Origin of the sequence: Nocardiopsis tropica (assembly GCF_042660575.1) — a bacterium.
GTDB lineage: Bacteria > Actinomycetota > Actinomycetes > Streptosporangiales > Streptosporangiaceae > Nocardiopsis > Nocardiopsis tropica.
This window is the reverse complement of record NZ_JBHSUF010000008.1, coordinates 182,806-205,419: the sequence shown is the minus strand read 5'-3', so window position 1 is coordinate 205,419 and position 22,614 is coordinate 182,806. Positions and strand designations below refer to the sequence as shown.

Sequence of the window (22,614 nt, the reverse complement as noted above, 5' to 3'; positions counted from 1 at the left end):
GTGGGCGGGCGCGTCCGGGCGCGCGGACGCCGGGTCAGAGGGCGTCGGAGTGGAGCGCCATCTGTGTCAGCGCGCGGCGGGCGCGCTCCAGGACGACCTCCATGGACGCGCCGACGTGCTCGTGCATGGCGCGGTAGGCGGAGTCGAGTTCGCCCGCGAGGAGGTGTTCGGTGATCCCGATGTGCTCGGTGACGGTGGAGGTGATCCGGTCGGCGGTGAGGAAGTCGTACATGCGGACCCGGCGGATGCGCCGGTTGACGGAGACGAGGGAGTCGGTGAGGGCGCGGTTGCCGGAGGCGCGGGAGACGGCGGCGTGGAACTCCTCGTCGAGGAGGACGAAGGAGGGGTCGGGCTCGGGGACGTCGGCGCGGAGCTTCTCCCACCGCTCCAGTTCGGCGCGGAGGACGCCGGGGTCGTGCCGGACGGAGGGGTCCTCCATCGCGCGGGAGATGCCGCGGAGTTCGAGGGTGACCCGGAGCTCGTAGAGGTCGCGGAGCTCGGCGAGGTTGGGGACGGTGGCGTAGAAGCCGTTCTCGCGCCGCTCCACCAGGCCGTCGGAGTGCAGGCGGGCCAGCGCCTCGCGTACGGGGGTGCGGGAGACGCCGAAGAGCTCGGCGAGCCGTACTTCGCCCAGCCGGACGCGGGGCGCGATCCGCCCGCTCAGGACCTCCTCGCGCAACAGGGCGTAGACGCGGTCCCGGCGCGAGGTGGCGGTGGCGGCCTCCGGATCCCCCGCCCGCCGCATGCCGTCCCCGGGCGGCGCCTCCGGGGCGGGCACCGCCTCTGTATACATCGGTGTGTCCATGGGGCCCGACGCTAGGAAGGGCGTGTTTCGGCGGCCCTGCCTCCCCGTGAAGCCTGGGTTTCACCGTGTTTCCGCGTGTTTCGCACCGGTGTGCACGGGGTGCCGCGGTCGGAGCGGCGCGGGGCAGTGCGGGGCGGGGTGTCGCGGTCAGGACGGGGTGCCGCGGTCGGGGCAGTGCGGGGCGGACGGCGTCCGGAGCGGGCGCGGGAGCCGTTCCGGACCGGTGGGCCGCCCTCGGCCCCGAGCCCCGGACCGGACGGCGTTCCCGCAGGCACACCCGCGTCCCGCGCCGGCGCCCCGGCCCCGGACGCCGCCCGGGCTGTCTAAGCTGCATCCATGCATTCGATGGGACCGAACCGGCGCACCGTGCTGCTCGGCGCGGCGGGGGCCGCCGTCGCCGCGGCCGTGGGCGGCTGCTCCCGCGGCCCCGAGTACGGGCTCTCCGAGCTGGTCGTCGCCACGGGGCCGCCCGGCGCGGTCTTCCGGGAGATCGGCGCGAAGCTCGCCGTCCTGCTCCAGGAGGTCCTGACGGAGCTGGAGGTGAGGACGGTGCAGACCGGCGCCTCCCTCGACAACCTGTACCTCCTGGACGAGGGCGCGGCCGACCTCGGTTTCGCCAGCCTCGACGCGGTGCTCTCGTACGAGGCCGACACCGGCGAGGGCGCCCGGCTCGACGCCGTCGGACGCCTCTACGACAGCTTCGTCCACCTGGTCGTCCTCGACGACTCGCCCGTGCGCGAGCTCTCCGACCTGGACGGCCTGCGCGTGTCCGTGGGCTCGGTCAACTCCGGCACCGAGTTCACGGTCGCGGAGATCCTGGAGGAGACCGGCCTGGCCGTGGAGACCGTCCGGCTCGACCAGGCCGCCTCCGCCGACGCCCTGGCGTCGGGGGAGATCGACGCCATGTTCTCGCTGACCGGTCTGCCGACCCCGGCCGTCGCCGAACTCGCCGAGAAGCACGCGGTACGGCTGATCGACCTGGCGGACACGGCCGACGTGATGGCCGACGCCTACCCGGAGGCCTACTTCCCGGCGACGCTGCCCGCGACCACCTACTCCGGGGTCCCGGCCTGCCCGACCATGTCCATCCCCAACCTGCTCCTGTGCCGGGCCGACCTGGACGAAGCCCTGGCGTACCGGGTCACCGACACCGTCTACCGCGGCCAGGCGCGGCTGGCGGCCCAGCGCCCGGAGGCCGCGCAGATCAACGTGCGCACGGGCATCTCCACCGGCGTCGTCCCCCTGCACCCCGGTTCCGAGCGCTGGTACCGGGACAACAAGCCCGCCTGAGGCGGCGCCGGGCCTTCGCCGGGCCGGTCAGTCCCCGGAGCCGCGCACCGGCGGCAGCGTGATCACCACGCCGAACCCGCGGCGCTCCCCTCCGGGCAGGCCCGTCCCCAGGGTGAGCCGCCCCCCGGCCTCCCGTACCAGGTCGGCGGCGATCGCCAGGCCCAGGCCGGTGCCCTCGGTGTTCTGGTGCCGCGGCGAGCGCCAGAACCGGTCCAGGGCCGCTGTGTACTGCTCCTCCGGCAGGCCCTCGCCGTCGTCCAGGACGCTGATGCGCACCGGATCCCCCCCGTCGGCCTCCACCACCACGCGGGTGCCGCCCGACAGGCGCAGGGCGTTGCTGACCAGTTCGTCGAGGATGCTGCCCAGCCCGCCCGCCGGGGCGTACGCCCGGACCCCGGCGGGGACACGGGTGGTGACGGAGACGCCCCGGGCCTCGCCCAGCGCCCTCCAGCGCTCCACCCGGCTCTCCAGGACCTCGGCGACCTCCACCGCCTCCGTCCCGGTGACGCTCTCCAGGCGGGTCGCGGCCAGCAGGGAGTTGAGCATCCTGTGCATGACGGCCGCCTCGTCGACGGCGATCTCGTGGGCCTCCCTGGCCTCGGGGGTCTCCAGGTGCGGCGCGAGGTTCTCCACGGCCAGCCGCAGGCTGGCCAGGGGGTTGCGCAGCTGGTGGGAGGCCTCGGAGACGAACGCGCGCTGGCGCTCCAGGGCCCTGCGCACGACGTCCACCATCGTGTTGAACGACTCCGTGAGGCGGCGCAGCTCCGGGGGGCCGCGCTCGGCGTCCACGTGCACGTCGAGGTCGCCCGAGGCGACCGAGGTCGTGGCGGCGTCCAGCCTGCGGATCGGCCGGAGCACCCAGCGGGAGAGCGGCAGCGACGCGGTCGCCAGCACCGTCAGCGGCACGACGCTGAGCAGGCCGAGCAGGCCCCAGACCTGGAGGATGTCGGAGCCGAGCTCCCGGGTCGGGGCGACCACCACCACGGCGCCCGCGACCTCGCTGTCGCGGCCGATGGGCTCGGCGACCACCAGCGGATCGGGGTTCCACGGCCACGCGGTGGTCGGCGGTGCGGGGCGCTCGCCGGCCATCGCGGCGTCGACGGCCCCCGGGTCGGGGATCCCGTCGAGGACGTCGCGCATGCGGTGCCGGTCCCCGGAGCCGACGACGATCTGCCCGTCGGGCGCGACCACGAGGGCCGGGATGGCGTACAGCTCCTCGTAGTGGGCCATCTCCTGGGCGAGGGGGTCGAGCCGGTCGGTCTCCAGGGCGGTGCGGGCCAGGGCGGCGAACCTCCCCGCGTCGCCCAGCCGGTCGACGTACACCTCCTGGGTCCGCTGCTGGGCGATGACCGTGCCCAGGGGGACGAACACCGCGGCGACGATCACGAACGCGACCGGGAGCAGGAGGGCCAGCAGGCGCCGCAGCAACGGTCAGGCCCCGTCGAGGAGGTAGCCGACGCCGCGCACGGTGCGGATGCGCACGGCGCGGCCGACCTTGGCGCGCAGGGAGGCGATGTGGGTGTCGAGGGTCCGGGAGGAGGTCTCCCAGGCGTCGCCCCACACCTGGTCGAGGATCTGGTCGCGGGCGACGACCGAGGGGGAGCGGGAGGCCAGCAGGGAGAGCAGGTCGAACTCCTTGCGGGTCAGCCGGAGCGTCCGCCCGCCGGCGCTGGCCTCGCGGGAGTCGGGGTCGACCGTGAGCGCGCCGACCGTGAGCGGGGGCTCCGCCTCGGCGGCCTCGGCCCGCGCCGGGCGGGTGCGCCGGAGGACGGCGTCGATCCGGGCGAGGAGTTCGGCCACGCCGAAGGGCTTGACCACGTAGTCGTCGGCGCCGGCGCGCAGCCCGCGTACCCGGTCGCGTTCCTCGCTCCGCGCGGTGACGGCGATGACGGCGGTCTGGGGCCGCTCGCGGAGCTTGCGCAGCAGGTCGATGCCGTCGGCGTCGGGGAGGCCGAGGTCGAGCAGGACGACGTCGGCGGGCGGGGCGGTGAGCGCGCGCTCCGCGGTGGCGACCCGCTGGACGTCGAAGGACGCGGACCGCAGGGCCGTCACCAGGCCACGGGCGACCCGGTCGTCGTCCTCCACCACGAGAATGCGCATGTCCAGCATGGTAGGCAGTGTTGCGGACCCCCGCTGACGACGGCGCACGGTCAGACCTCCCGCGCCTCCCGCAACGGAATGAGCGGAAGGGCTTCGCGGATCGTCCCGGCGACGTCCGGAACGGTGACGCCCAGCTGCCGGTACCACTCGGCCACACGGGTGACGGGCGCGCGCATCCGCCTCCCCGCCCTGACGAGTTCCGCGAACGGCACCTCGAGGGGGGCGTCCTCGAAGCCGTCCGGGAACAGACGCGCCACGTCGGAGAACCGCAGCCCCTCCGGCAGCTGCGTGTGGGAGGCCCTCATGCCCAGACGGGCCAGGGCGGCGAGGACGCGCTCGAGGCTCTCCACCTCCTCCTGGGCCGCGGCCAGCACACGGACGAGCGGCAGCGGGTCGTTCACACCGATGTCCCCCCAGTTCAGCAGGGAGGCTCCGGTGGAGAGGGTCTCCTCCAGGGGGGAGAGGTCCGCCGGAAAACGGAGGCCGATGTCGAAGCCGAAGGCGCGCAGCCGGTCGACCGTCTCGGACATCCCCAGAGGAGATACCTCCTGGATGTCGTAGAGGTCGTAGTAATTCAAACCCTCGGACGGGGACAGCGCCCTCCCCTCCTCGTCGAAGAGGAGGTCCATGTCGTCCTCCCCCGCGTCGTCCGGGAACCTCCCGGGAACCGGGAGGCCGGCTCCGGCTACTTTCTCGATGATCTCCGACGGCTCCACCCCGGTCTCCAGGGCCTCGCCGAGGAGATTCCCGGGAGGGACGGCCTGCCCGCACGCGATCCACGGCCCCACCCCGTCGCCGTTCACGCTCAGCAGGGTCAGGAGCCGCGGGTCGGCGCAGCGGGGAGCCGCCCCGTCAACGACCCTCATCCCCAGCTCGGATATCCCGCGTTCCGCCTCCTCCACGGACACGGAAAGACTCAGGGCGACGCTGACCACCGCTCCGGGAGGGACAGGGTCCGAGAACCAGGCAGGGGAAGTGGACGGCGGGACCGGATAGGCGTCCATCAGCGCACGGGCCATCGGGCCGTCAGCGATGCGCACCAGGTCCTCGTCCAGCCCGTGCCCGCCGGTCCGGAAGGCGCGGGCCACCTCCGCCACGCTGACCTTCGATCTCCGCGCCATCCAGGCCAGCTCGACCGGACTGACACTTTTCAAACGGCTCCGGAGGATGCATGCGCACAGGACGCGCCCCAGGCCCCGGTCGTCGGCCACGGCCCGCAGGAGCGCCGCCTCGTCCCCCAGCAGACCCAGGGCCTCCATGCGCGCCACCACCTCCGAGGGTCTGACCTCCAACGCCCTGGCCTTGGCGAACAGGGCTTCGGCCTTCGGTTCGGACCACACCATGCGGCGGTCCGCATCGGTTCGCACGAGGAAGAGCTGGTCGGACGGACGGGGCAGGAGCAGGGGGCCCACCTCGGACAGCTCGGGGACGAGGTCGAGGAGTTCTCCGGACACGCACTCGTCCCGGTGGGCCAGGAGCCGCCACAGGAGGATGTGGTCCGGGGCGTGTCCGGAGACGCGCATCCACTTGGTACCCGCCCCCTCGTCCGTTTTCCGGTACTTGCGATCTGTATCGATGAGGGCGAACCCGCGGTCGGCCGGGAAGACCCCGACGTCCGCGGGGTTCGACACCCCTTCCCCGATCGGGAAGCCGGCCCCGCGCTCGACGGCCGATGCCACGAGCAGGTCCGCCAGAGCGGGGCTGGCCCCCGCCACGGAGCACAGCCAGGAGTAGTCCCGGAAAGCGGCGTCCGAGGCGAAGAGGTCCCGGGACGCCCCCTCCAGGAGCGTGCCCACCACACCGGAGACGTCGCTGAGCACCTCGCCCCGGTCCACGGAGAGCTGTTCCGGTGCCAGGGGACCGGAGAGGTTCACGACCACACCGAAGAAACCGCACCCCGAGGGGGAGAAGTACCCGCGCCGGACGGCGGGCCGGACGAAGAGCCCGTCCACCAGCAGGGCCCCGCCGTCGTCGCACCAGATCACGTCCGCGCCCTCGGGCGCCGCGTCCCAGGGGGCGAGTTCGCCTTGGACCCTGATCCCGTCGCCCTCCGCTTCCTCCGCACCGGGCGCGACGAACCCGCCCGCCCGCCATTCGTGTCCGTGCTGGCCGTCCTCGGCGGTGGTGCGGAACTCGGCTATCCCGAGAAGGCGGCGGAGGACCTCGACGCAGGACCACTCCTCGTTCCCGGCCACGTCCTCCCGAAGGTGGAGGCGCACCGTCGTCCCCGGCGCCGTGCCGCGCTCGGCGACCCGCCTGATGCGGAACAGGTGGCCGGGGCCGTGGATCGAGGCCTCCAGCACCGGGCCGGGTCCGCCGTCCGCGCCCATCCGGCAGGTGGTCACCCGGATGTCGTCGGCCAGCATGAAGTAGCTGAGCACACCGATGCCGAAGCGGCTGTTCGGGTACAGCCGCACCGGAGGGTCCAGGGCCTCCCACTTCTCCCGCTCCATGAGGTAGTCGGGCTGCTCCGCGAAACGCGCCCCCGCGTGGGAGAAGACCCCGCGCAGCTCGGCCTCGCCCATCCCCACGCCGTCGTCCGAGCAGTCCACGTACCGGCGGCCGTCCCCGTCCACCCCCTGGGTGAAGTCGATCCGCCCGTCGTAGGCGTACGATCCGGCCGAGGTGCGGTCCAGGTACTCGGTGCGCGCCCGGCGGTACCGGCAGGCGTCCAGGGCGTTCTGGTACAGCTCCCGGACCGCCAGGTCGCGGTTCTTGTACAGCTGCACCCCCGTCAGCAGCTCGCGGGCCCGGCGCTCGTCGATCCGGAACCGCGACCACCCGTCGAACACGCCCTCCGCCGGGCGCACCCCGTCGGCGGACAGGCGCACCGGCAGCTCCGGTACCGGCTGGTTGACGCTCTTGCGCACGGAGCGGTGGATCTCGTGCAGGAGTTCGTCCACCCTTCCCACGTACTCCCGCAGCGCCTCGATCACCGCCTCGTGGTGGCACTCCGCCTCCAGCACGGGCAGGCCCTTCGGGCCTCCCCAGTGGGCCCCCTCCACGGTCTCCAGCAGCCTCCCCAGGTCGACGGCGTGCGGCACTCCGAGGTGCTCGGCCACCACCTCCGGCAGCGAGGCCGCCTCCAGGACCGTGCCGAACGCCAGGGCGAGCACCAGCACCAGCCGCTGTTCGCGCACGCGCTGGTTTCCCCGGCCGCGAACCCGGTCGTCGGCCCTCAACAGCCCCAGGTACTCGGGGTTGCACACCCCCGGCCCGCGCCGCAGACCGTGGAACACCTGACCGAGCCGGGCGGGGTCCAGCGCCCCGGCGAGGTCCTCCCCGGGCTCGCGCACCAGGTCCAGGAGTTCGCGCAGCGCGTCCTCCCCCGGCACGTTCCCGGCACGCAGCGACCACCGGTGGAACAGCCACCACCCGATGCCCGCCCCGTGGTCCGGGTGCCGGCGGGCCCGTTTGACGAGCGTCCCGTGCCCCTCCGCGAACTCCTCGAAGGACGTGCGCGCCGCGTCCGCGCCGGCCACCCGTTCCAGGGAGCCCGGCCCGACCTCCGCCAGCCCGGCCGCCCGGTTCAGTTCATGGACCCGGAACACGAACGGTGCGAGGACGAGGAGCGCGGCCTCCGCCGGGTACAGGTCCAGGTCGTGTCCGGGCCCCGGCTCCCCCAGCAGCTCCTCCACTCGCCCGAGGAAGCGGAGCGGAACGCCGGGGTCCAGCCACGGGTCGTCCGCCAGACGCTTCTCCGCCGCGTCGCGGAGCGGTACCAGGCGGGAGGCCGCGTCGACGGCCGCCTCCCGGAAGGGCCCGGAGTCGCTCCCCTCCCGGACGCGGTCCCAGACGGGTGACCGGTCCACCCTCTCCGGCCAGGGGTCCGCGGGCGGGCGCGCGGGGCCGGGCCCGGCGGCGTGGTGGTGGACGGTGACGCTCCCGATGCGGCCGGCGCTCACGGCCACACCGCCGTGGACGCCACCGCCGATGGAATTGTGCGTTTCGCCCTGATTCACGTCGATCCCCTCCCTCGCCCTGGGGACAGCCTAGGAGAGCGCAAAGGCCGTCGCTTCTCCGGAGAAGTCGGGAACCGTCCGCGGTACGACCGCGACCACAATGGATTACCTGCGGAAACCTCCCTTCGGTCCGCCTTCGCGAAGTTCTCCCTATAGGTCCTGGTACGTCCCTCCGCTTTCCAGCGGTCAAGGGCTTCGCCATCGCCGGACCGCGGTCCCGGCTCTTTCGCTCCCAAGGTCACTTTGGGGCTGCTGGGAGCTGGTGCGTTTCGGGTCGGATCCACCGAAAACGCTTTACCGTCCGGCACTCGCCATCGCCGATGACGCCGGGACACAGGGGACTCCGGGGAAAGACGCACCCGGACTGAGCAGCGGACTTCCCCGATCCTCTCCACAGATCCCCCGGCGGCGTTCCCCCGGGCGAACGGGAAACATGCCGCAAGCATCAGTTTATGAACAGTCCGAGGATGACTGCATCCGGACAACATGATCAGTACCCCAGTGGGCATGTACAAGTGGGTTCGAAAGTCAGCAGAATATATGGGAGAGCCGAAGTCGGACCCGACCGGACTTACAGGGCCGCACGGGAAACAGGAGCGACCAATGGTGGAACCGGAAGAATCGAGGCCGCCGCGTGCGTAGAAACAACCAGGAAAGACAGCCCGGACAGGAGCTCTCGTGAAGGGCTTGGGACGGGGGCCCGGGCGATGGCGCACGTCGAGTTACAGCGGCGGCGGTACCAACTCGTGCGTCGAGGCGGTCATGAGCGCGCCCGCCGCGGTCGGGATCCGCGACTCCACGCACCGCGACCACGCGGAGCTCGCCCTGCCCGCGCACCAGTGGGTCGCGCTGCTCCGACTCGCGGACCGCGCCTGAGCGGGCGTGGTCCGGGGCCGGCCCCGGACCACCGCGGTCACATCTGTGCGAGGTAGATGTCCGCGTCCCCGCGCACGCTCTTGCGGATGCTCAGCGTCGCGGGGTGGTCCGCGCCCATGGCCTCCCGGTACATGTCCTCCACCTCGATGAACTCCGGGTCGACGTCCTCGCCCTGGGCCCTGCGGTCCACGAGCAGGTTGCGCCGTGCCAGGAGGGTCAGCGGGTGCCTCGCCCCCAGTTCCCTGGTGCACGCGGCCAGGGCCTCCTCGTCCAGCTCCCGGGCCCCCGCCACGTCCCCGGTGAGGAAGTGGTCGTTGGCCAGGTTGACCAGGCAGGAGAGGGCGCTGGGATGGTGCCCGCCGATCCGCTCCCGGAACAGTGCCAGGGCCCCCTCGTCCAGCTCGCGCGCCTCGGCGACCCTGCCGAGGCGGCGCAGGATGATCGCCTGGTTGATGTTCGCGGCCCCGACGTAGGGGTGCTGGTCGCCCAGCAGCTTGACGTAGCGCTCACCGGTGGTCTGCGCCAGCTCCAGTGCCTCGTCGTGCTGGTCGACCGCGCTCAGGGACATCGAGTGCACGAGCGCCGCGTACATGGTGTCGTTGCTGTCCGCGCCCTGCTTGATCCGGAAGCGCTGCCAGGCCTGCTCCGAGAGGGCGAACGCCTCCCTGTGCCTGCCGATCCGCCGCCGCATGACGGCCAGCGTCCGCACGTTGCTCAGGACCCCGGGGTCGTCCTCGCCGAGCAGGCTGGTGACCCGCTCGACCTGGTTGGTCTGGATCGCCTCCGCCTCCCGGTACAGGCCCCGCTCCATCAGGGCCTCCGCGTACCCGTTGTTGGTGCCGAGGGTGCGCCCGTGGTCGGGGCCGAAGACGATCTCCAGCCGGGTCAGGGTGTCGCGGTACTGCTCGGCCGAAGCCGCCGGGTCACCGCTGAGGAGCAGGTTGAAGGCGCGGAAGTGGGCGGTGAGCAGGGTGTGCGGATCGTCCTCCCCGAAGAGGCGTACCCGGCGGTGGTAGGCGTCGGCGGCGGCGGCGAGCGAGTCCCGGAACCTGCCGACGAACCGCAGGCTGCGGATGTGCTCGATCTCCGCCTCCAGGGTCTCCGGGTCCTCCGGGTTCTGCTGCTCGCGCAGCGTGGCCAGGGTGGTCTCCCCCAGTTCGAGGGCCTCCGCCAGGTGGCCCTGGCCCCGCATCGCCACGGCGACCTGGACCGCCATCCCGAGGGTGGAGGGGTGCTCCTCCCCCAGGTGCTGCTTCCACCACGCCCACGCGGTGTCGCCCAGGCGGCGGGCGTCCTCGAACTCCTGGCGCAGCAGGGCGATCCGGCACATCTGGACCACGACGGCGCGGACCCACGGGTCCGCGCAGTCCCAGGCCTCGGACGCCCACACGTGCGGCAGCAGGTCGGTGAAGCGGCTGGAGTCGTTCGTGACGTCCTGGAGGTCGCTGCGGCCCAGCAGCTGGTGGGCGCAGTGGCGCATCTCCTCCCGCTCCGCCTCGTCCATGGGCGCCTGGACCGCCCGCTGCACGAGCCGGTGCAGGGAGATCGTGTTGCGCTGGTGGTCGATGTGGGCGAGGCTGTTGCGCCCGATGTCCCGGATGGCCATGCCGAGTTTGGCCGGGTCCTCCAGCGCCGTCCTCAGCTCCGCCGGGCCCTCGATGCCCCGCGCGTGGTTGAAGAGGGTGCGGGGGATGGGCGCCGTCGCCATGAACGAGCAGAGCTGGAGCAGCTGGAGCGCGGCCGGGTTGGTCATGGCCAGCCGGTCCAGGGACACGTTCCACGCGGCGGCGACCGCCACCGGGTAAGTCCCGTCCGGGCGCAGCAGCGCGAGCATCTCCTCGCTCTTGTCCGCGAACTGGCGCAGGTACTCCTCGGTGGCCATGCCGCTCTCGTGCAGCCACACCGCCGCCTGGTTGAGCGCCAGGGGCAGGTCGCCCAGCTCGCGCGCCAGGGCGTCCGCCTCGTCGTCGGTGAGCGTCGCCGGACCGCGCCGTTTGAGGAGTTCGATGCTCTCCTTGCGCTCGAACTCCCGGACGGAGAGGAAGGCGTCACCCCCCGCCACGGTCCAGCTGTTGTCCCGAGAAGTGATGATCACGTGCCCCTCGCCCCCGACAGGAAGATACTGTTCCAGTTCGGCCCGGGCCTGCGCGTTGTCGTAGACGAGAAGCCAGCGCTGGAAGAGCCCGCCCTGGTGGAGCGCCGCGAGCACGTCCTCCACGACGTGCCCGCTGCCGGCGCCGACGCTGTCCAGCCTCAGGCGGGACGCCAGCACGGAGAAGCTCTCGCGCAGCTGGTTGCCGTGGGCGGAGGGGATCCAGACGATGAGATCGTATTCGGAGGCGTACCTGTGCAGGTACTCCTTCGCGAGCTCGGTCTTGCCCACCCCGGACATCCCGTTCAGCGCGGTGATGACCTGGCGCTGCCCCGTGAGGAGCTGTGCCCTCAGCGCGGAGAGCAGCTCCTCGCGCCCCGTGAAGGCGCTGTTCTTACGGGGGACCTGCACCCAGACAGCACTCAGCGGCCGACCGCTGGTGGACGATCTGCCCGCGCGGCCGCTGCGAATGTCGCCAGAATCGTTCATTCTATCCCCAATTGACGGGTTTGTAGACATAAGCGGCTTTTCACCCGACCGATCAGAAAAGGGTGCGGTATTCCGTGTCTTCCGGTTATCGCTCTTACTCGTTTGCGCAGATCCGGGAACCTTGGTCAATCCTAAACCAGACGAGGACGGGGGCCAGTTTTCCGGCACAGAATGATCCCGGTATCCGTTTCGCCCGGCCGCTTCGGCATATTCCCTGATCGGTGCCGAATAACGGCGTACGAGGGCCGCGCTCTCCACCGCGGGGAGCATGGACCGCACCCACGAGCGCGACGCCCCCGTGTTCGTCGGGGAGACCACGTGCTCGCCGCGGAGCATCCTCGCGAGGTCGCCGAACCAGGGGTCCACCCTCAGCAGGCGCTCCGCCGCCAGGCCCAGCATCCGGCGGATGTCGGACACCCGCCCTCCCCGGGCGAGGAGGGCCTTGCGGACCCCGTCGCGGAAGTCCCACCGGACCGCCCCGCGCTCGGCCGCGTCCCCCATCCGGACGAGCCCGCTGAAGAAGACCTCGGTCAGCTCGGACGGCGACGCCCGGCCCATCACGTCCTCGCACACGGCCTCCACGAGGCCCGGGTCCAGCGGGACGGCGGCCAGGGCCACGGCGAGGTCGAACGCCTCGGGGGTCGCCGCCCGCTGGAAGCGGCCCACCTCCCGGTCGGGGTCGAACTCCCCGTCGGCCCCGGCGTCGGGCGCCAGCACCGGCCCCGGCCGCCCCGGGAACTCTGCGGTCTGCGTCCACAGCCGCGCGCGACCGCGGGCCATCACGAACGACGCCCAGTCGTGGAGCGCGGACGGCTTCAGCGGGAGCACCGGGACCAGCGTCCCGGCCGCGGGCTCGTCCTCGTCCGCGACCAGGTCGGCGAGCGTCCGCTCGCGCACGTACCGGGTGTTCGGCGCCCCGGCGGCGGCGGGCCAGGACGTGCCCAGCTCCGCGGGGACGGTGGCGATGGCGCCGCGCCTCCACAGCCGGGGGCTCAGGAGGTGCAGGATCGCCAGTGCGCCCTCTCCGGCCGCGCCCGCCACCCACTCCTGGAATTCCCGGTCCCGCCAGGCCCCGCCGAGTCCGTCGGTGAGGATCAGGGTGACGTGCGCGCCGGTCGCCCGGCGTCCGCCGAGCCCGCGGCCCCGCCCGTTCGCGTCCCTCAGCTCCGGCGGCCCGGCCCGCTCGGAGTCGAAGTGCAGCGCGCGCACCGTCCGGAAGACCCCGCTGTCCCGGAGGAGCCCGGCGAACTCGCCCGCCGGACCGCGCTGGAAGAGCATGGTGACACCCTCGTCGAGCAGGAGGGTCAGGTCCACCGCCCTCTCGTCGCGTGCCCGGAGCACGGGCACGACGGGGACGCCGGCGCTCGCGCGCTCGCCGTCCGTCCAGTGGAGGCTGTCCAGCAGCGCGCGGGCGTACGCGCGCGCGGTGCCCTCCGGGTCGACCCGGTCGGGCTCGCCCCGGGGCGCCTTGAGGTTGAACGGGGACAGGGCCGCGACGAACTCCTGCCGCCGTTCCAGGACGGGCTGGACGAACCCGGGCGACTCGGCCCCCTCCTCGGAGGGGGCCTGCTCCCGCCCGGAAGGGGCGTCCGGTGTCGGCACGCGCCCGTCCGGGGCCGCCGGGCGGTCCGCGCCGGTCGCGGGTGCGGGCTCCCGGGGCCGGCCGGCGCCGGGGTTCCCGACCTGCTCCGGGACCGTGCCGGGAGGCCACGGGGACGGCGCCGGCCCGAAGTCGTGGCCCGTGTCGGCCACGAGCTCCTCCCGGCCCTCCCCGAGGCGGTGCGCCCGCCGGGCCCGGCGGGCGCTCGCGTCCCACAGGGCCGCCAGGTGGATCGCGTCCGCCAGGTCGGTCGCGGTGAGCCCCGGCCCCCGGCGCGTGGACCCTTCCGCGTCGCCTGTCACCCGGGGTCGGTCGCTCCCCGGTCCACGCCCCGAACTCATCCCGGGCTTTCCGTGAGCCGGTGCCAGAGGAGCTCCGAGAGCTCCCGCACCTGATCCCCCCCGGGTCCGGCCTGGTCGGGGCCGAGCGCGCCCACCAGGTGCACGGCGTTGAGCAGCTGGTCGATGGCGAGTTCGTGCCCGCTGCCGCTCCTCTCCAGGAACTCCGTCACCAGCGGGCGCGCCCCGGAGGGCAGGTCGCCCCCGAAGTGCCCCGCCACGGCGGCCAGCAGCTCCTGCTCGTCCGGGAGGCCCATCCGGACCGGGATGCACCGCCGCATGAAGGCGGGGGAGAGGTCGCGTCCGCTGTTGCAGGTGAGCACGGTGATGGGGAAGGCGGAGCAGAGCACCTCTCCGTGCGCGACCGGCACGGTGCGTCCGGGGTCGTCGGTGGCCACCTCGATCGTCGGCGCCACCCCCGCCAGCCTGGCCAGCTCGGGGATGCGGTAGCCGCCGTTCTCGAACAGGTCGAGCAGGTCTCCGGGGAGGTCGAAGTCGCCCAGGTCGAAGTCGTCGATCAGCAGGACGCGGGGCGCCCTCGTCGGCAGGAACGCGGTGCCCAGGGGACCCAGGGCGAGGTAGCGGCTGATCGACTCCGCGCTGCTGCGCAGGTGCGCGTCGCCGTCCCCCGCGTAGCGCCGGTCCGGGGCCTGCCCGGTGGCCCGCCGGTGGGCGTTCTCCAGGTTGAGGTCGTGGATCTGGGTGAGCGGGTCGTAGGAGTACAGGCCGTCCCCGACGGTGCTCCTGCTGGTCACCGCCCAGCGCAGCGTCCTGCCCAGGTTGAGCTCGCGGGCGATCTGGTGGGCCAGGCTGGACTTGCCCACCCCGGGCGGCCCCGTGACCAGGAGCGGCCTGCGCAGGTGGATCGCCGCGTTGACCTTGTCCAGGAGGTGCTTGCGGTGGGGGCCGAGCGGGACCGTGCCGGGGCGCGGGTGCTGCGGGCCGAGGTGCCGCGCGCTCTCCGCCGTCGCGACGGCGTCCTCCCCCGGCTCCGCCGGCTCACCGGGCTCCCCCGGGGGAGCCGACGGTTCGTAGAAGGGGGACGTCGAACCGGAGTTCAACGCCCCGCCGTAGGTACGCCACTGCGGAGGCGGGGGTAACCGCGTCGCGAGGTCCAGATGCGCGCGCGGCTGACCAGTGCCGTGGAAGACCCACCACTCCGGTACGGAGTCGGTCGGCCCGGGTCCGGCGTGTGCGGTCATGGCGAGCCCTTCGAGCCTCGGTCAACGGGGGGTGGTGCGGATACTGCTGGCGGTCAGCGGAGGGGGGTCCGGGAGGACCGGCAGGGAATCGTGGTAGAAGACGGCGACCTCGAAGCTTTCTTCGATGTACCCGCTATCGTCCGGCGAAACGCCCCCTGAGCGGGACTTGTGGAGCACCTGGGGGATCGACTGGAGTTTCTCTGATGACACCGTCACCTCTCGTCCCGTCTTTCCCAGATTCAGCCACGGACCGATTCCCCGACCGTTGTCGGCGGAACGCCACACCACAACCGGAACTCCGAACCTGAGCGCGGACCGGACCGACTGGTGGCAGTCGTCCAAATGGGAGGGTACCGAGAGAATGGCTATTCTATCGTCCGGGAGCCGATCCTCCAATGGTTCCCGGTAGGTCCGACCGCTCAGCCGCTCCTTGGTCTGCGCCTCGTGGGCCGTGTCCAGGTGCACCCCCGAACCGCACCTCAGCAGGGCCGCCCACCGTCGGCCCAGGGCCCTCCTCCCCGCGTCGTAGTCGCGCCGCGAGGGGTCCTCCAGCTCCGCCGCCCGGTAGACCACCTCCGCGCGGGCCCCGAGCGGCGGCGCCCCGGCCGCTCCCCCCGCCTCCTGCCACCGGTCGGCCTCCAGCTCCCGCAGCAGGTCCAGCTCCGCGACCAGCTCCACCCGCATCCTCCCCCGGTGGTGCTCCCTGCGGTGGTCCACCTCCACGAGGCCGAGCAGGACGCCGACGCTGTCGGCGATCCTGTCCGGGGTGACGCCCTTGCGGGTGCCCGAGTCGCAGAAGTCGGGCCGGTCCCCGCCGTGCTCCCTGAGCACCGTCCAGTACCGCAGGTCGTGGCGGTCGCGCTCCTCGCCCCTCTCGACGTGGACGACGAGGCGGGCCGGCACGTCCTCCCCGGCGTCCGGCCCCGGCGGCGCCCCGGGGGCCTCGGGGGCGCTCCCCCCGCCCCAGCCCTCCAGCAGCGCCGCGCAGCGCAGCGCGCCCCGGGCGCCCAGGATCGCGCAGAACTCGACCAGCGCGGACTCCCCCTCCCGGCCGGGGATCTCGGCCAGGGCCACGAACGTGTGCCACGCACGGTCGGACGGCGTGCGGTCGATGGGCCGCGCCCCCCTGACGCGGTCGGCGATCTCCCGGAAGTCCGCGGCGTCGTACAGGACCAGCTCCTCCCGGACGGTGTCGACCTGCTGCCGGGTGGCCTCGGGTATGGCCTGGCTGACCTGGGCCCACTCCTCCTCCCTCACCAGGGGCTCGGCGATCAGGGCCGCCGTCCGCCAGCTCCGGCTGTCGTCGGACCAGTAGCCGATCCACCGCATGAGGACGCCGAGCAGCCGGCTCTCGCGGCAGCGGCCGACCAGGGCGTCGGTGAAGACCACGGGCACGGCGTTCCGGTTGATCCCGGAGCGGACCCGGGGGAGCTTGCCCAGCAGCAGCTCGTGGTACTCGGGGGACGTGACGCAGGTGACCGAGCACAGGGCCTTGGCCAGCCGGGCGTAGTCGGCCTCGTCCACCCGGGGAGGGACGGGGCCCTCCAGCGGCTGGTCCTCTATCCCGGCCGCACGGCTCACCCGTCCCGCCCCGTCAGGAGCGGCGCCGCGGCCTCGCGGACGCGGAGCATGCCGGCGCTCCCCTCCTCCCTCTCGTCGAGGAGGTCGAGCACGGCGCCGAGGAGTCGGTACTCCTCGTGGGCGAGGGAGACCAGCTGGGAGGCGAAGACCGTCAGGTCCTGGTCCGCGCGGAGTCTGCGGCGCAGCCTCGGGTCGAGGGCCGTGTAGAGGTCGAACCTCAGGTCGGGGGAGAGCAGGGTGCGCAGGTCGGTCATGGCGCGCGCGGTGCGCGCGACGGCGGTCGCGGTGTCCGGTCCCGCCCCCCAGACCCGGGGGACCCGGTCGAGGGGGATCATCCAGCCGGCCCTGCCGTTGGCGGCCGCCTCGCAGACGATGCCCAGGAGCCCGTCGCCCGTCCCCTCCCGGACACCGCTGCCGCTGAAGCCCGGCAGGACGGTGAAACCCGTGGCGGAGTCGACGTCGATCTGCGTGTAGCCGAAACGGCTGCCGCTGTCGCCGGTGATCCGTCCGGTCACCCAACGTCCGGTCTCGGCGTTGGGGAAGCCCAGGACGCGTACCCGGTCCCCGACGCGGTGGCGGGCTGTCGCGGCGGGCGGCCCCGGGGCGGTGCGGTCGAGGCGGAGCACGGCCGCGTCCCAGGGCGCCTCCCCGTCCCACCACCACCCGCCGGCGAGGACGGTGCCGACGGACTCCCATCCGGGGAGTCCGCGCGGCGCGTCCAGGCGCACCTCGCTGCCGGGGCCCGCCGAGGGCCCGACGGCCTCGACGACGACGTGGGCACAGGTGAGGGCGTACTCCGGCGCGACCAGTACCGCCGCTCCGTGGAGGGCGGTGCCGTCCCGGTCGGTGACGCGGAGCTGCCAGTCAGGGGTGTCGGGTCGGTTGGACAGGAGGGACACGGTGCTCCCGTTCGGCACAGGGGGTCGGGTCACGGAGGACGGACCCGGTGACGCGACCCCGCTGTCAACGTGGATTGTGTTTGGTTTTTTTATTCTACCGATCGAACCCGAAACGCCACGAGGATAGGACAGAAACTCGATATTGTGCGAACTAATGTCTGTTTTGTGAAAGGTGTTAAGTAAGTTAAAAGTATTTTCTGGCGGCCGGGCCGCCCGCCTCCGGCAGCGGGCGACCGGGCACCCCGGTCAGGAGGCCGGCAGTGATTCCGATGTCCGTCGGCGCGGGGCGCGGCCCCACGGCATGACGCGGTCCAGGGAGTAGCGCCCGCCCGCGAAGCCGAGGGCGACGGCGGTGACGGCGAGGACCACCAGGTACTCGTAGCCGCCGATGAACGCGTCACCGAGGTGGGCGAAGTAGTAGGCGCTTCCCATCATGAAGGCCAGGAGGAGTCCGGCGAGGGGCAGGGCGAACCCGACGGCGAGCGCCAGCCCGGCGCCCATCTCGATTCCCGCGCCCAGAAGGGCGGAGAACTGGGGAAAGGGAATTCCCAGGGAGGCGAACCCCTGGGCGGTGCCCTCGAGGTCGGCGGCCTTCGGCCAGCCGTGGGCGATGAAGACGACACCGACGACCGCTCTGGCGAGGAGGGTGGTGGTGTCGCTGATTCTGGAGACGACTGTTTTCTCGTTCACGGGTGATTCCTGTTCTGTGAGCGGGTATCCCAGAGGAGATCGCGGCCCGAGTCCAACACTTGAGACCGCAACCTTTTTCTGGGAAGCCAGATGATAGTACGCATCCGCCCGAACACATAGAGTGTCTCCCCGCGTTTTTCCCTCCCGCGCCGTAACCCCCGGTCAGGACAGGTCACAGAACCCGGTTCAGTCCCGGCCCCCGGCCCCTCCGGACCCCGGGCACCGCGGCTCCCGCCCCTCCGGGTCCAGCTCGCCGAGCATCACCTCGGAGATCTCGCGGAGCTGGTCGACCTGCTCCCTCGTCAGGGAGTCGAACAGGACCCGGCGCACCTCGCGCACGTGGCCGGGCGCCGCCTCCCGCAGTACCTTGAGCCCGCGCGGCGTGAGCTCGGCGATCGTGGTCCGCCTGTCCCCCAGCCGCTTGAACCGGTGGATCAGGCCGTCCTCCTCCAGCCGGGCGGCGGCGTGCGAGAGCCGGCTGGGCGACGACCTCAGCAGCCCGGCCAGCTCGGTCATCGTCAGTGCGCCCCCCGGGGCCTCGGACAGCATCGCCAGGGCCTGGTAGTACGCGTGGGGGAGCCCCGAGTCCCTTCTGAGCTGCCGGTCCAGGGAGCCCTCCAACAGGTGGACGGCGGCCAGGAAGGTCCGCCAGGTCCGCTGCTCGCCCTCGTCTAGCCACCTCGTGTCGGCCATCAGGCCCGTGCCCCCCGGAATACTTGAGAGTTCAATTATGTTCTGGTCAAAATCCGATCTCCCAGTCACAGGAGGACCCCATGGCACCGCGGCCCACACGCATGCCGACCCTGTACCTCAGCCATGGGGCGCCGCCGCTGGCCGACGACGCCCGGTGGACCCGGGAGCTGGCCGACTGGTCCGGTGGCCTCGCCCGGCCGGAGGCGATCCTCGTGGTCTCGGCGCACTGGGAGGACGCTCCGCTCACCGTCGGCGCGACGGCGGACGGAGTCCCTCTGACCTACGACTTCTGGGGCTTCCCGCAACGCTACTACGGTGTCACCTATCCCGCCCCGGGAGCGCCGGCCCTCGCCGCGAGGGTGCGCGACCTCGTCACCGGTCCGGTCGGAACCCTCCACCAGGAACCGGGGCGCGGACTCGACCACGGCGCCTACGTGCCCCTCCGGGAGATGTACCCCGAGGCGGACGTCCCGGTCCTCCAGGTGTCCATGCCGACCCTCGACCCGGCACGGCTCCTCGCCCTGGGGCGCCGCCTGGCCCCGCTGCGCGACGAGGGCGTCCTCATCGTCGGCAGCGGGTTCACGACGCACAACCTGCGCGAGATGTCCCGGCAGGCGCACGGCGACGCCCCCTCCTGGTCGGTGGAGTTCGACGACTGGGTGAACCGGACGGTGGCCGACCACGACGTCGACTCCCTGCTCGACTTCGGGCACAAGGCCCCGGCCGCCGCGATCGCCCACCCGCGCAGCGACCACTTCGCGCCGCTGTTCGTGGCCCTGGGCGCGGGCCTGGACGGGCACCGGAGCTCGCGGTCCACCGTGGACGGCTTCTGGCACGGCCTGGCCAAGCGCTCCTTCCAGTTCGACTAGCGGGCCGACCGCACCCGTTCCCGGTGCGGCGGGGATCCGGCCCGGACGGCCCCGTGCTCATGGACGGCTCCGGCGCCCCGACGGGCCGTGAGCACGAGATCGCGGCGGAGGCGGCGGGGCCGCGGACCGCTCCGGGCGCCGGCCGGGAAACGGCCGGCCGAACGTCGGCGGCCCCTGGCAGACTCCCCCCATGACCGACGCACACGGCCCCGCGGACGCCCGGTCCGTGCGGGAGCTCATCGACGCCACGGGGCGGGCCCGGTACCTCTGCTTCTGGGGCCACCGGCCTCCGGCCGGCGGGGGCGTCTCCGCGAGCTGCCTCTCCCAGTGGTGGGCCGCCGACTTCACGGTGGACGGGGTCCTCTACCCGACCGCCGAGCACTACATGATGGCCGGGAAGGCGCGCCTGTTCGGCGACGCCGGGGCGGAGGCGCGGATCGTCGCCGCGGGGCACCCGCGCGACGCCAAGGCGATCGGCCGCGAGGTCCGCGGCTTCGACCAGGAGGCGTGGGAGGCGGCCCGGTTCGGCATCGTGGTCGAGGGCAACCTCGCCAAGTTCGGCCAGAACCCGGACCTGGGGGCCTACCTGCTCGGCACGGGCTCCCGCGTGCTGGTGGAGGCCAGCCCCCGCGACCGCGTGTGGGGCATCGGGCTCGGCGCCCGGCACGACCACGCCGAGCAGCCCGAGCACTGGCGGGGCCTCAACCTGCTGGGCTTCGCGCTCATGGAGGCGCGCGCCCGCCTCGCCGCCGCCTGAGCCCCGCCCACCCGCGGGGACCGCGGCGTCCCGGGGACCGCGCGTGCCCCGGCCGGACCGGGCGGGCGGTTCGTCACCGGCACGGTGATCGGCGTGGACGGGGGCGTCAACGCCTGACCCGGGCCCCGGGCGGGACCGGCGGGGTCACCCCTCGGTGATCCGGGAGACGTGGTCGGCGACCACCCGCGCGCCGACGGAGTCCGCCAGCGGCGTGTACCCCGCCCCCTCGGCGATCTGCGCGCCCTCGTCCCCGAGGGCGTAGGCCCAGAAGTCGCGCAGGACGGAACCGGTTCCCTCCGGGTGGCCGCACTCGTAGGCGAACACGTGGTTCACCCGCATGATCGGGTAGGCGCTGTCCCCTTGGACCGCGTCGAGGGAGAAGTCCGTCCCGTCCAGGTCGATCTGCTCGGTGGCGGCCCTGGTCGTCTCCGGGGTGAGGTCGACCTCGACGCCCCGGTCGCTGCGCAGCGGCATCACGTCCAGGCCGTGCTCCTCGGCGTAGGACGCGTTGACGAACCCGATCGCGCCCGGGGTGGCCGCCACCTCGGCGTGCACTCCCTCGTCCCCGGACGCGGCGACCACTCCGGGGCCCCACCGGGTGTCGTCCCCGACGTTGTCCGCTCCCCAGGACCCCCCGTCGGCGGCCAGGTAGCGGCTGAAGACGTGCGCCGTGGAGGCCTCGCTCTCGTGGCGGACGGGGACGATCTCCAGGTCCGGGAGCCCGAGGTCCGCGGCCCCGTCGAGGTCGGAGTAGGCGGTCACGGCGCCCGAGTAGATGTCCGCCAGTTCCGTCCGGTGCAGCGCGAGGCCGTCGAGGCCCTCGGCGTCGTACACCAGGGCGATGCCCCCCGCCAGCACCGGGAACTGCACGACGGGGCAGCCCCTGGCCTCCGCCGCCTCCGTGACCTGGCTCTCGGTGAGCGCGTTCTCGGAGGCCCCGAAGTCCACCTCGCCGCGCACGAACGCGTCGGCGCCCGCCCCGGAGCCGGTCGCCTCGTAGGAGATCCGCGTGTCGGGCTGCCGCTCAGCCGTGTACGAGGCCGACCACGCCTCGACCGCCGAGGAGAGGAACGTGGAGCCGGCGCCGTTCACCGTGCCCGCCAGGGTGCCCGGTTCCGCGGTCTCCACCGACGGGGCGGGGTCGGGGGCGGGCGGGTCCGGATCGCCGCCCTCCAGGGCGTTGACCAGACCGATGCCGCCCACGGCCGCCACCGCGAGCGCCCCGGCGGCGATCACCACGGGGGCCCGGCGGAACCGCCTCCGCGGTGGCGGGGCGGCTCCCGCTCCGGCGCGCCCGGGCCCGCCGCCCGCCGGTCCGCCCCCGGGGCCGACGGCGGGGGGAGGCGGGGCGAAGGCGGTCGGCGCGGTCCGGGGCGCCGGGGCTCCCCGGACCGCGCCGCCGGCCCAGTGGGCGCGGATCAGCCCGTCCACGATGGTGGTGTCGTCCGCCCCCGCCGCGGCCTCCGGGTCAGCCGCCGCGACGCGGTGCAGCAGTTCCCCGGCCGACGGCCTGGACGCGGGGTCCTTGTCGAGCGCGCGGGTGACCGGCTCCTCCAGCTCCGGGGGGAGCCCTTCCAGGTCCGGGTCCTCGCGCAGGATGCGGTACATCAGGGTCTCGGCTCCGCCGTCCCCGAAGGGAGGCCGCCCGGTGGCCGTGTAGGCGACCATCGCGCCCCACGCGAACACGTCGGCCTCGGGGCCGCTGGTGCCCCGGTAGCGCTCCGGGCTCATCCAGGCGGGTGAGCCCACGAGCCCGCCGGTCCGCGTGAGGGCGGTGGCGTCGGCCGCCCTGGCGATGCCGAAGTCCAGCACCTTGGGACCGTCGGGGGCGAGGATGACGTTGGCGGGCTTGAGGTCCCGGTGCACGACCCCGGCCGCGTGGATGGCGGCGATCGCCTCGGCCATCCCGGCCGCGACCACCCTCGCCTGGTGCGGCGCGAGCGCCCCGCCCTGCCGCACCCGCGCGCCCAGGGTGGGTCCGGGGAGGTAGGGGGTGGCGTACCAGGGGAGTTCGGCGCGGGTGTCGTGGGCGAGCACGGGGGCGATGCAGCGGGCCCGCACCCGGTGCATCAGGGCGACCTCGCTGGCGAACCTGGAGCGGAACTCGGGCTCTCCGGCGTACTCGGGGCGTACGACCTTGACCGCCGCCCACCGCCCGTCCGGGCCCACGGCGCCGTAGACCACGCCCATGCCTCCCGCACCGAGCCTGCCGTGCACGGCGAACGGCGGGATCACGCGGGGGTCGGAGCTCTGGAGGGGCGTGAGGTTCGGCGGCGGGGGCGGGTGGGCCATGGCGGTCCTCGGGTCGGAAGCGTTGCACGGGGCACCCTGGGGAGAGGGGTCCTGTCCGTTGGACGACCGCAGAGCGTGA

The 22,614-nt window shown here is 73.4% G+C and carries 15 protein-coding genes; 4 read left to right on the top strand and 11 right to left on the bottom strand.

Annotated elements, in window-relative coordinates; genetic code table 11:
* Positions 1-34 precede the first annotated feature (34 nt).
* The gene (locus ACFQBR_RS14995; protein WP_344176727.1) at positions 35-805 is read right to left on the bottom strand and encodes a GntR family transcriptional regulator; all 771 of its coding nucleotides are present in this window, start codon (positions 803-805) and stop codon (positions 35-37) included.
* 336 nt (positions 806-1,141) lie between these two features.
* Between ACFQBR_RS14995 and ACFQBR_RS14990 the strand changes: the two genes are divergently transcribed.
* Positions 1,142-2,095, top strand: a complete 954-nt coding sequence (locus ACFQBR_RS14990) for a TAXI family TRAP transporter solute-binding subunit (RefSeq protein WP_344176724.1) — start codon at positions 1,142-1,144, stop codon at positions 2,093-2,095.
* A 27-nt stretch (positions 2,096-2,122) separates the two neighbouring features.
* On the opposite strand, the gene ACFQBR_RS14985 is transcribed toward ACFQBR_RS14990, so the two are convergent.
* From ACFQBR_RS14985 to ACFQBR_RS14975, 3 genes are read right to left on the bottom strand one after another with little or no spacing between them, the layout of a single operon-like run.
* Positions 2,123-3,523, bottom strand: a complete 1,401-nt coding sequence (locus ACFQBR_RS14985) for a HAMP domain-containing sensor histidine kinase (protein ID WP_344176722.1) — start codon at positions 3,521-3,523, stop codon at positions 2,123-2,125.
* Between the two features lie 3 nt (positions 3,524-3,526).
* Positions 3,527-4,204, bottom strand: a complete 678-nt coding sequence (locus ACFQBR_RS14980) for a response regulator transcription factor (RefSeq protein ID WP_267947042.1) — start codon at positions 4,202-4,204, stop codon at positions 3,527-3,529.
* Positions 4,205-4,245: 41 nt separating this feature from the next.
* Positions 4,246-8,157: an HD domain-containing protein gene (locus ACFQBR_RS14975; RefSeq protein ID WP_344176720.1), complete on the bottom strand. Its 3,912-nt coding sequence runs from the start codon at positions 8,155-8,157 to the stop codon at positions 4,246-4,248.
* 678 nt (positions 8,158-8,835) lie between these two features.
* Here ACFQBR_RS14975 and ACFQBR_RS14970 point away from each other — a divergent pair.
* Positions 8,836-9,033 (top strand): DUF397 domain-containing protein, encoded by a 198-nt coding sequence (locus ACFQBR_RS14970; protein WP_267947044.1) that lies wholly within the window; start codon positions 8,836-8,838, stop codon positions 9,031-9,033.
* 37 nt (positions 9,034-9,070) lie between these two features.
* Here the strand turns inward: ACFQBR_RS14970 and fxsT are convergent, their stop codons facing one another.
* The 6 genes from fxsT to ACFQBR_RS14940 form a co-directional block, all read right to left on the bottom strand.
* Positions 9,071-13,516, bottom strand: a complete 4,446-nt coding sequence (gene fxsT / locus ACFQBR_RS14965) for an FxSxx-COOH system tetratricopeptide repeat protein (RefSeq protein WP_344176717.1) — start codon at positions 13,514-13,516, stop codon at positions 9,071-9,073.
* A 35-nt stretch (positions 13,517-13,551) separates the two neighbouring features.
* Positions 13,552-14,754, bottom strand: coding sequence for an AAA family ATPase (locus ACFQBR_RS14960; protein ID WP_267947046.1), 1,203 nt, complete (start codon positions 14,752-14,754; stop codon positions 13,552-13,554).
* Between the two features lie 21 nt (positions 14,755-14,775).
* Positions 14,776-16,335 (bottom strand): hypothetical protein, encoded by a 1,560-nt coding sequence (locus ACFQBR_RS14955; protein WP_344176713.1) that lies wholly within the window; start codon positions 16,333-16,335, stop codon positions 14,776-14,778.
* A complete protein-coding gene (locus ACFQBR_RS14950; RefSeq protein ID WP_352982331.1) occupies positions 16,332-17,267 on the bottom strand; it encodes a trypsin-like serine peptidase in 936 nt (311 codons plus the stop codon). Before ACFQBR_RS14950 ends, ACFQBR_RS14955 begins: the two co-directional genes overlap by 4 nt.
* A gap of 213 nt (positions 17,268-17,480) precedes the next feature.
* Positions 17,481-17,924 carry a DoxX family protein gene (locus ACFQBR_RS14945; protein ID WP_267947049.1) on the bottom strand — a complete coding sequence of 148 codons (444 nt, stop codon included), beginning with the start codon at positions 17,922-17,924 and terminating at the stop codon, positions 17,481-17,483.
* Positions 17,925-18,110: 186 nt separating this feature from the next.
* Positions 18,111-18,617 carry a MarR family winged helix-turn-helix transcriptional regulator gene (locus tag ACFQBR_RS14940; protein ID WP_344176709.1) on the bottom strand — a complete coding sequence of 169 codons (507 nt, stop codon included), beginning with the start codon at positions 18,615-18,617 and terminating at the stop codon, positions 18,111-18,113.
* Between the two features lie 80 nt (positions 18,618-18,697).
* Between ACFQBR_RS14940 and ACFQBR_RS14935 the strand changes: the two genes are divergently transcribed.
* Complete coding sequence (locus tag ACFQBR_RS14935; RefSeq protein WP_344176707.1) at positions 18,698-19,486, top strand: dioxygenase family protein; 789 nt, start codon at positions 18,698-18,700, stop codon at positions 19,484-19,486.
* Positions 19,487-19,676: 190 nt separating this feature from the next.
* A complete protein-coding gene (locus ACFQBR_RS14930) occupies positions 19,677-20,243 on the top strand; it encodes an NADAR family protein (protein WP_344176705.1) in 567 nt (188 codons plus the stop codon).
* A 144-nt stretch (positions 20,244-20,387) separates the two neighbouring features.
* Here ACFQBR_RS14930 and ACFQBR_RS14925 read toward each other — a convergent pair whose 3' ends face one another.
* Entirely contained in the window at positions 20,388-22,535 is a 2,148-nt protein-coding gene (locus ACFQBR_RS14925; RefSeq protein ID WP_378553617.1) for a protein kinase domain-containing protein, read from the bottom strand.
* Between the last annotated feature and the right edge of the window lie 79 nt (positions 22,536-22,614).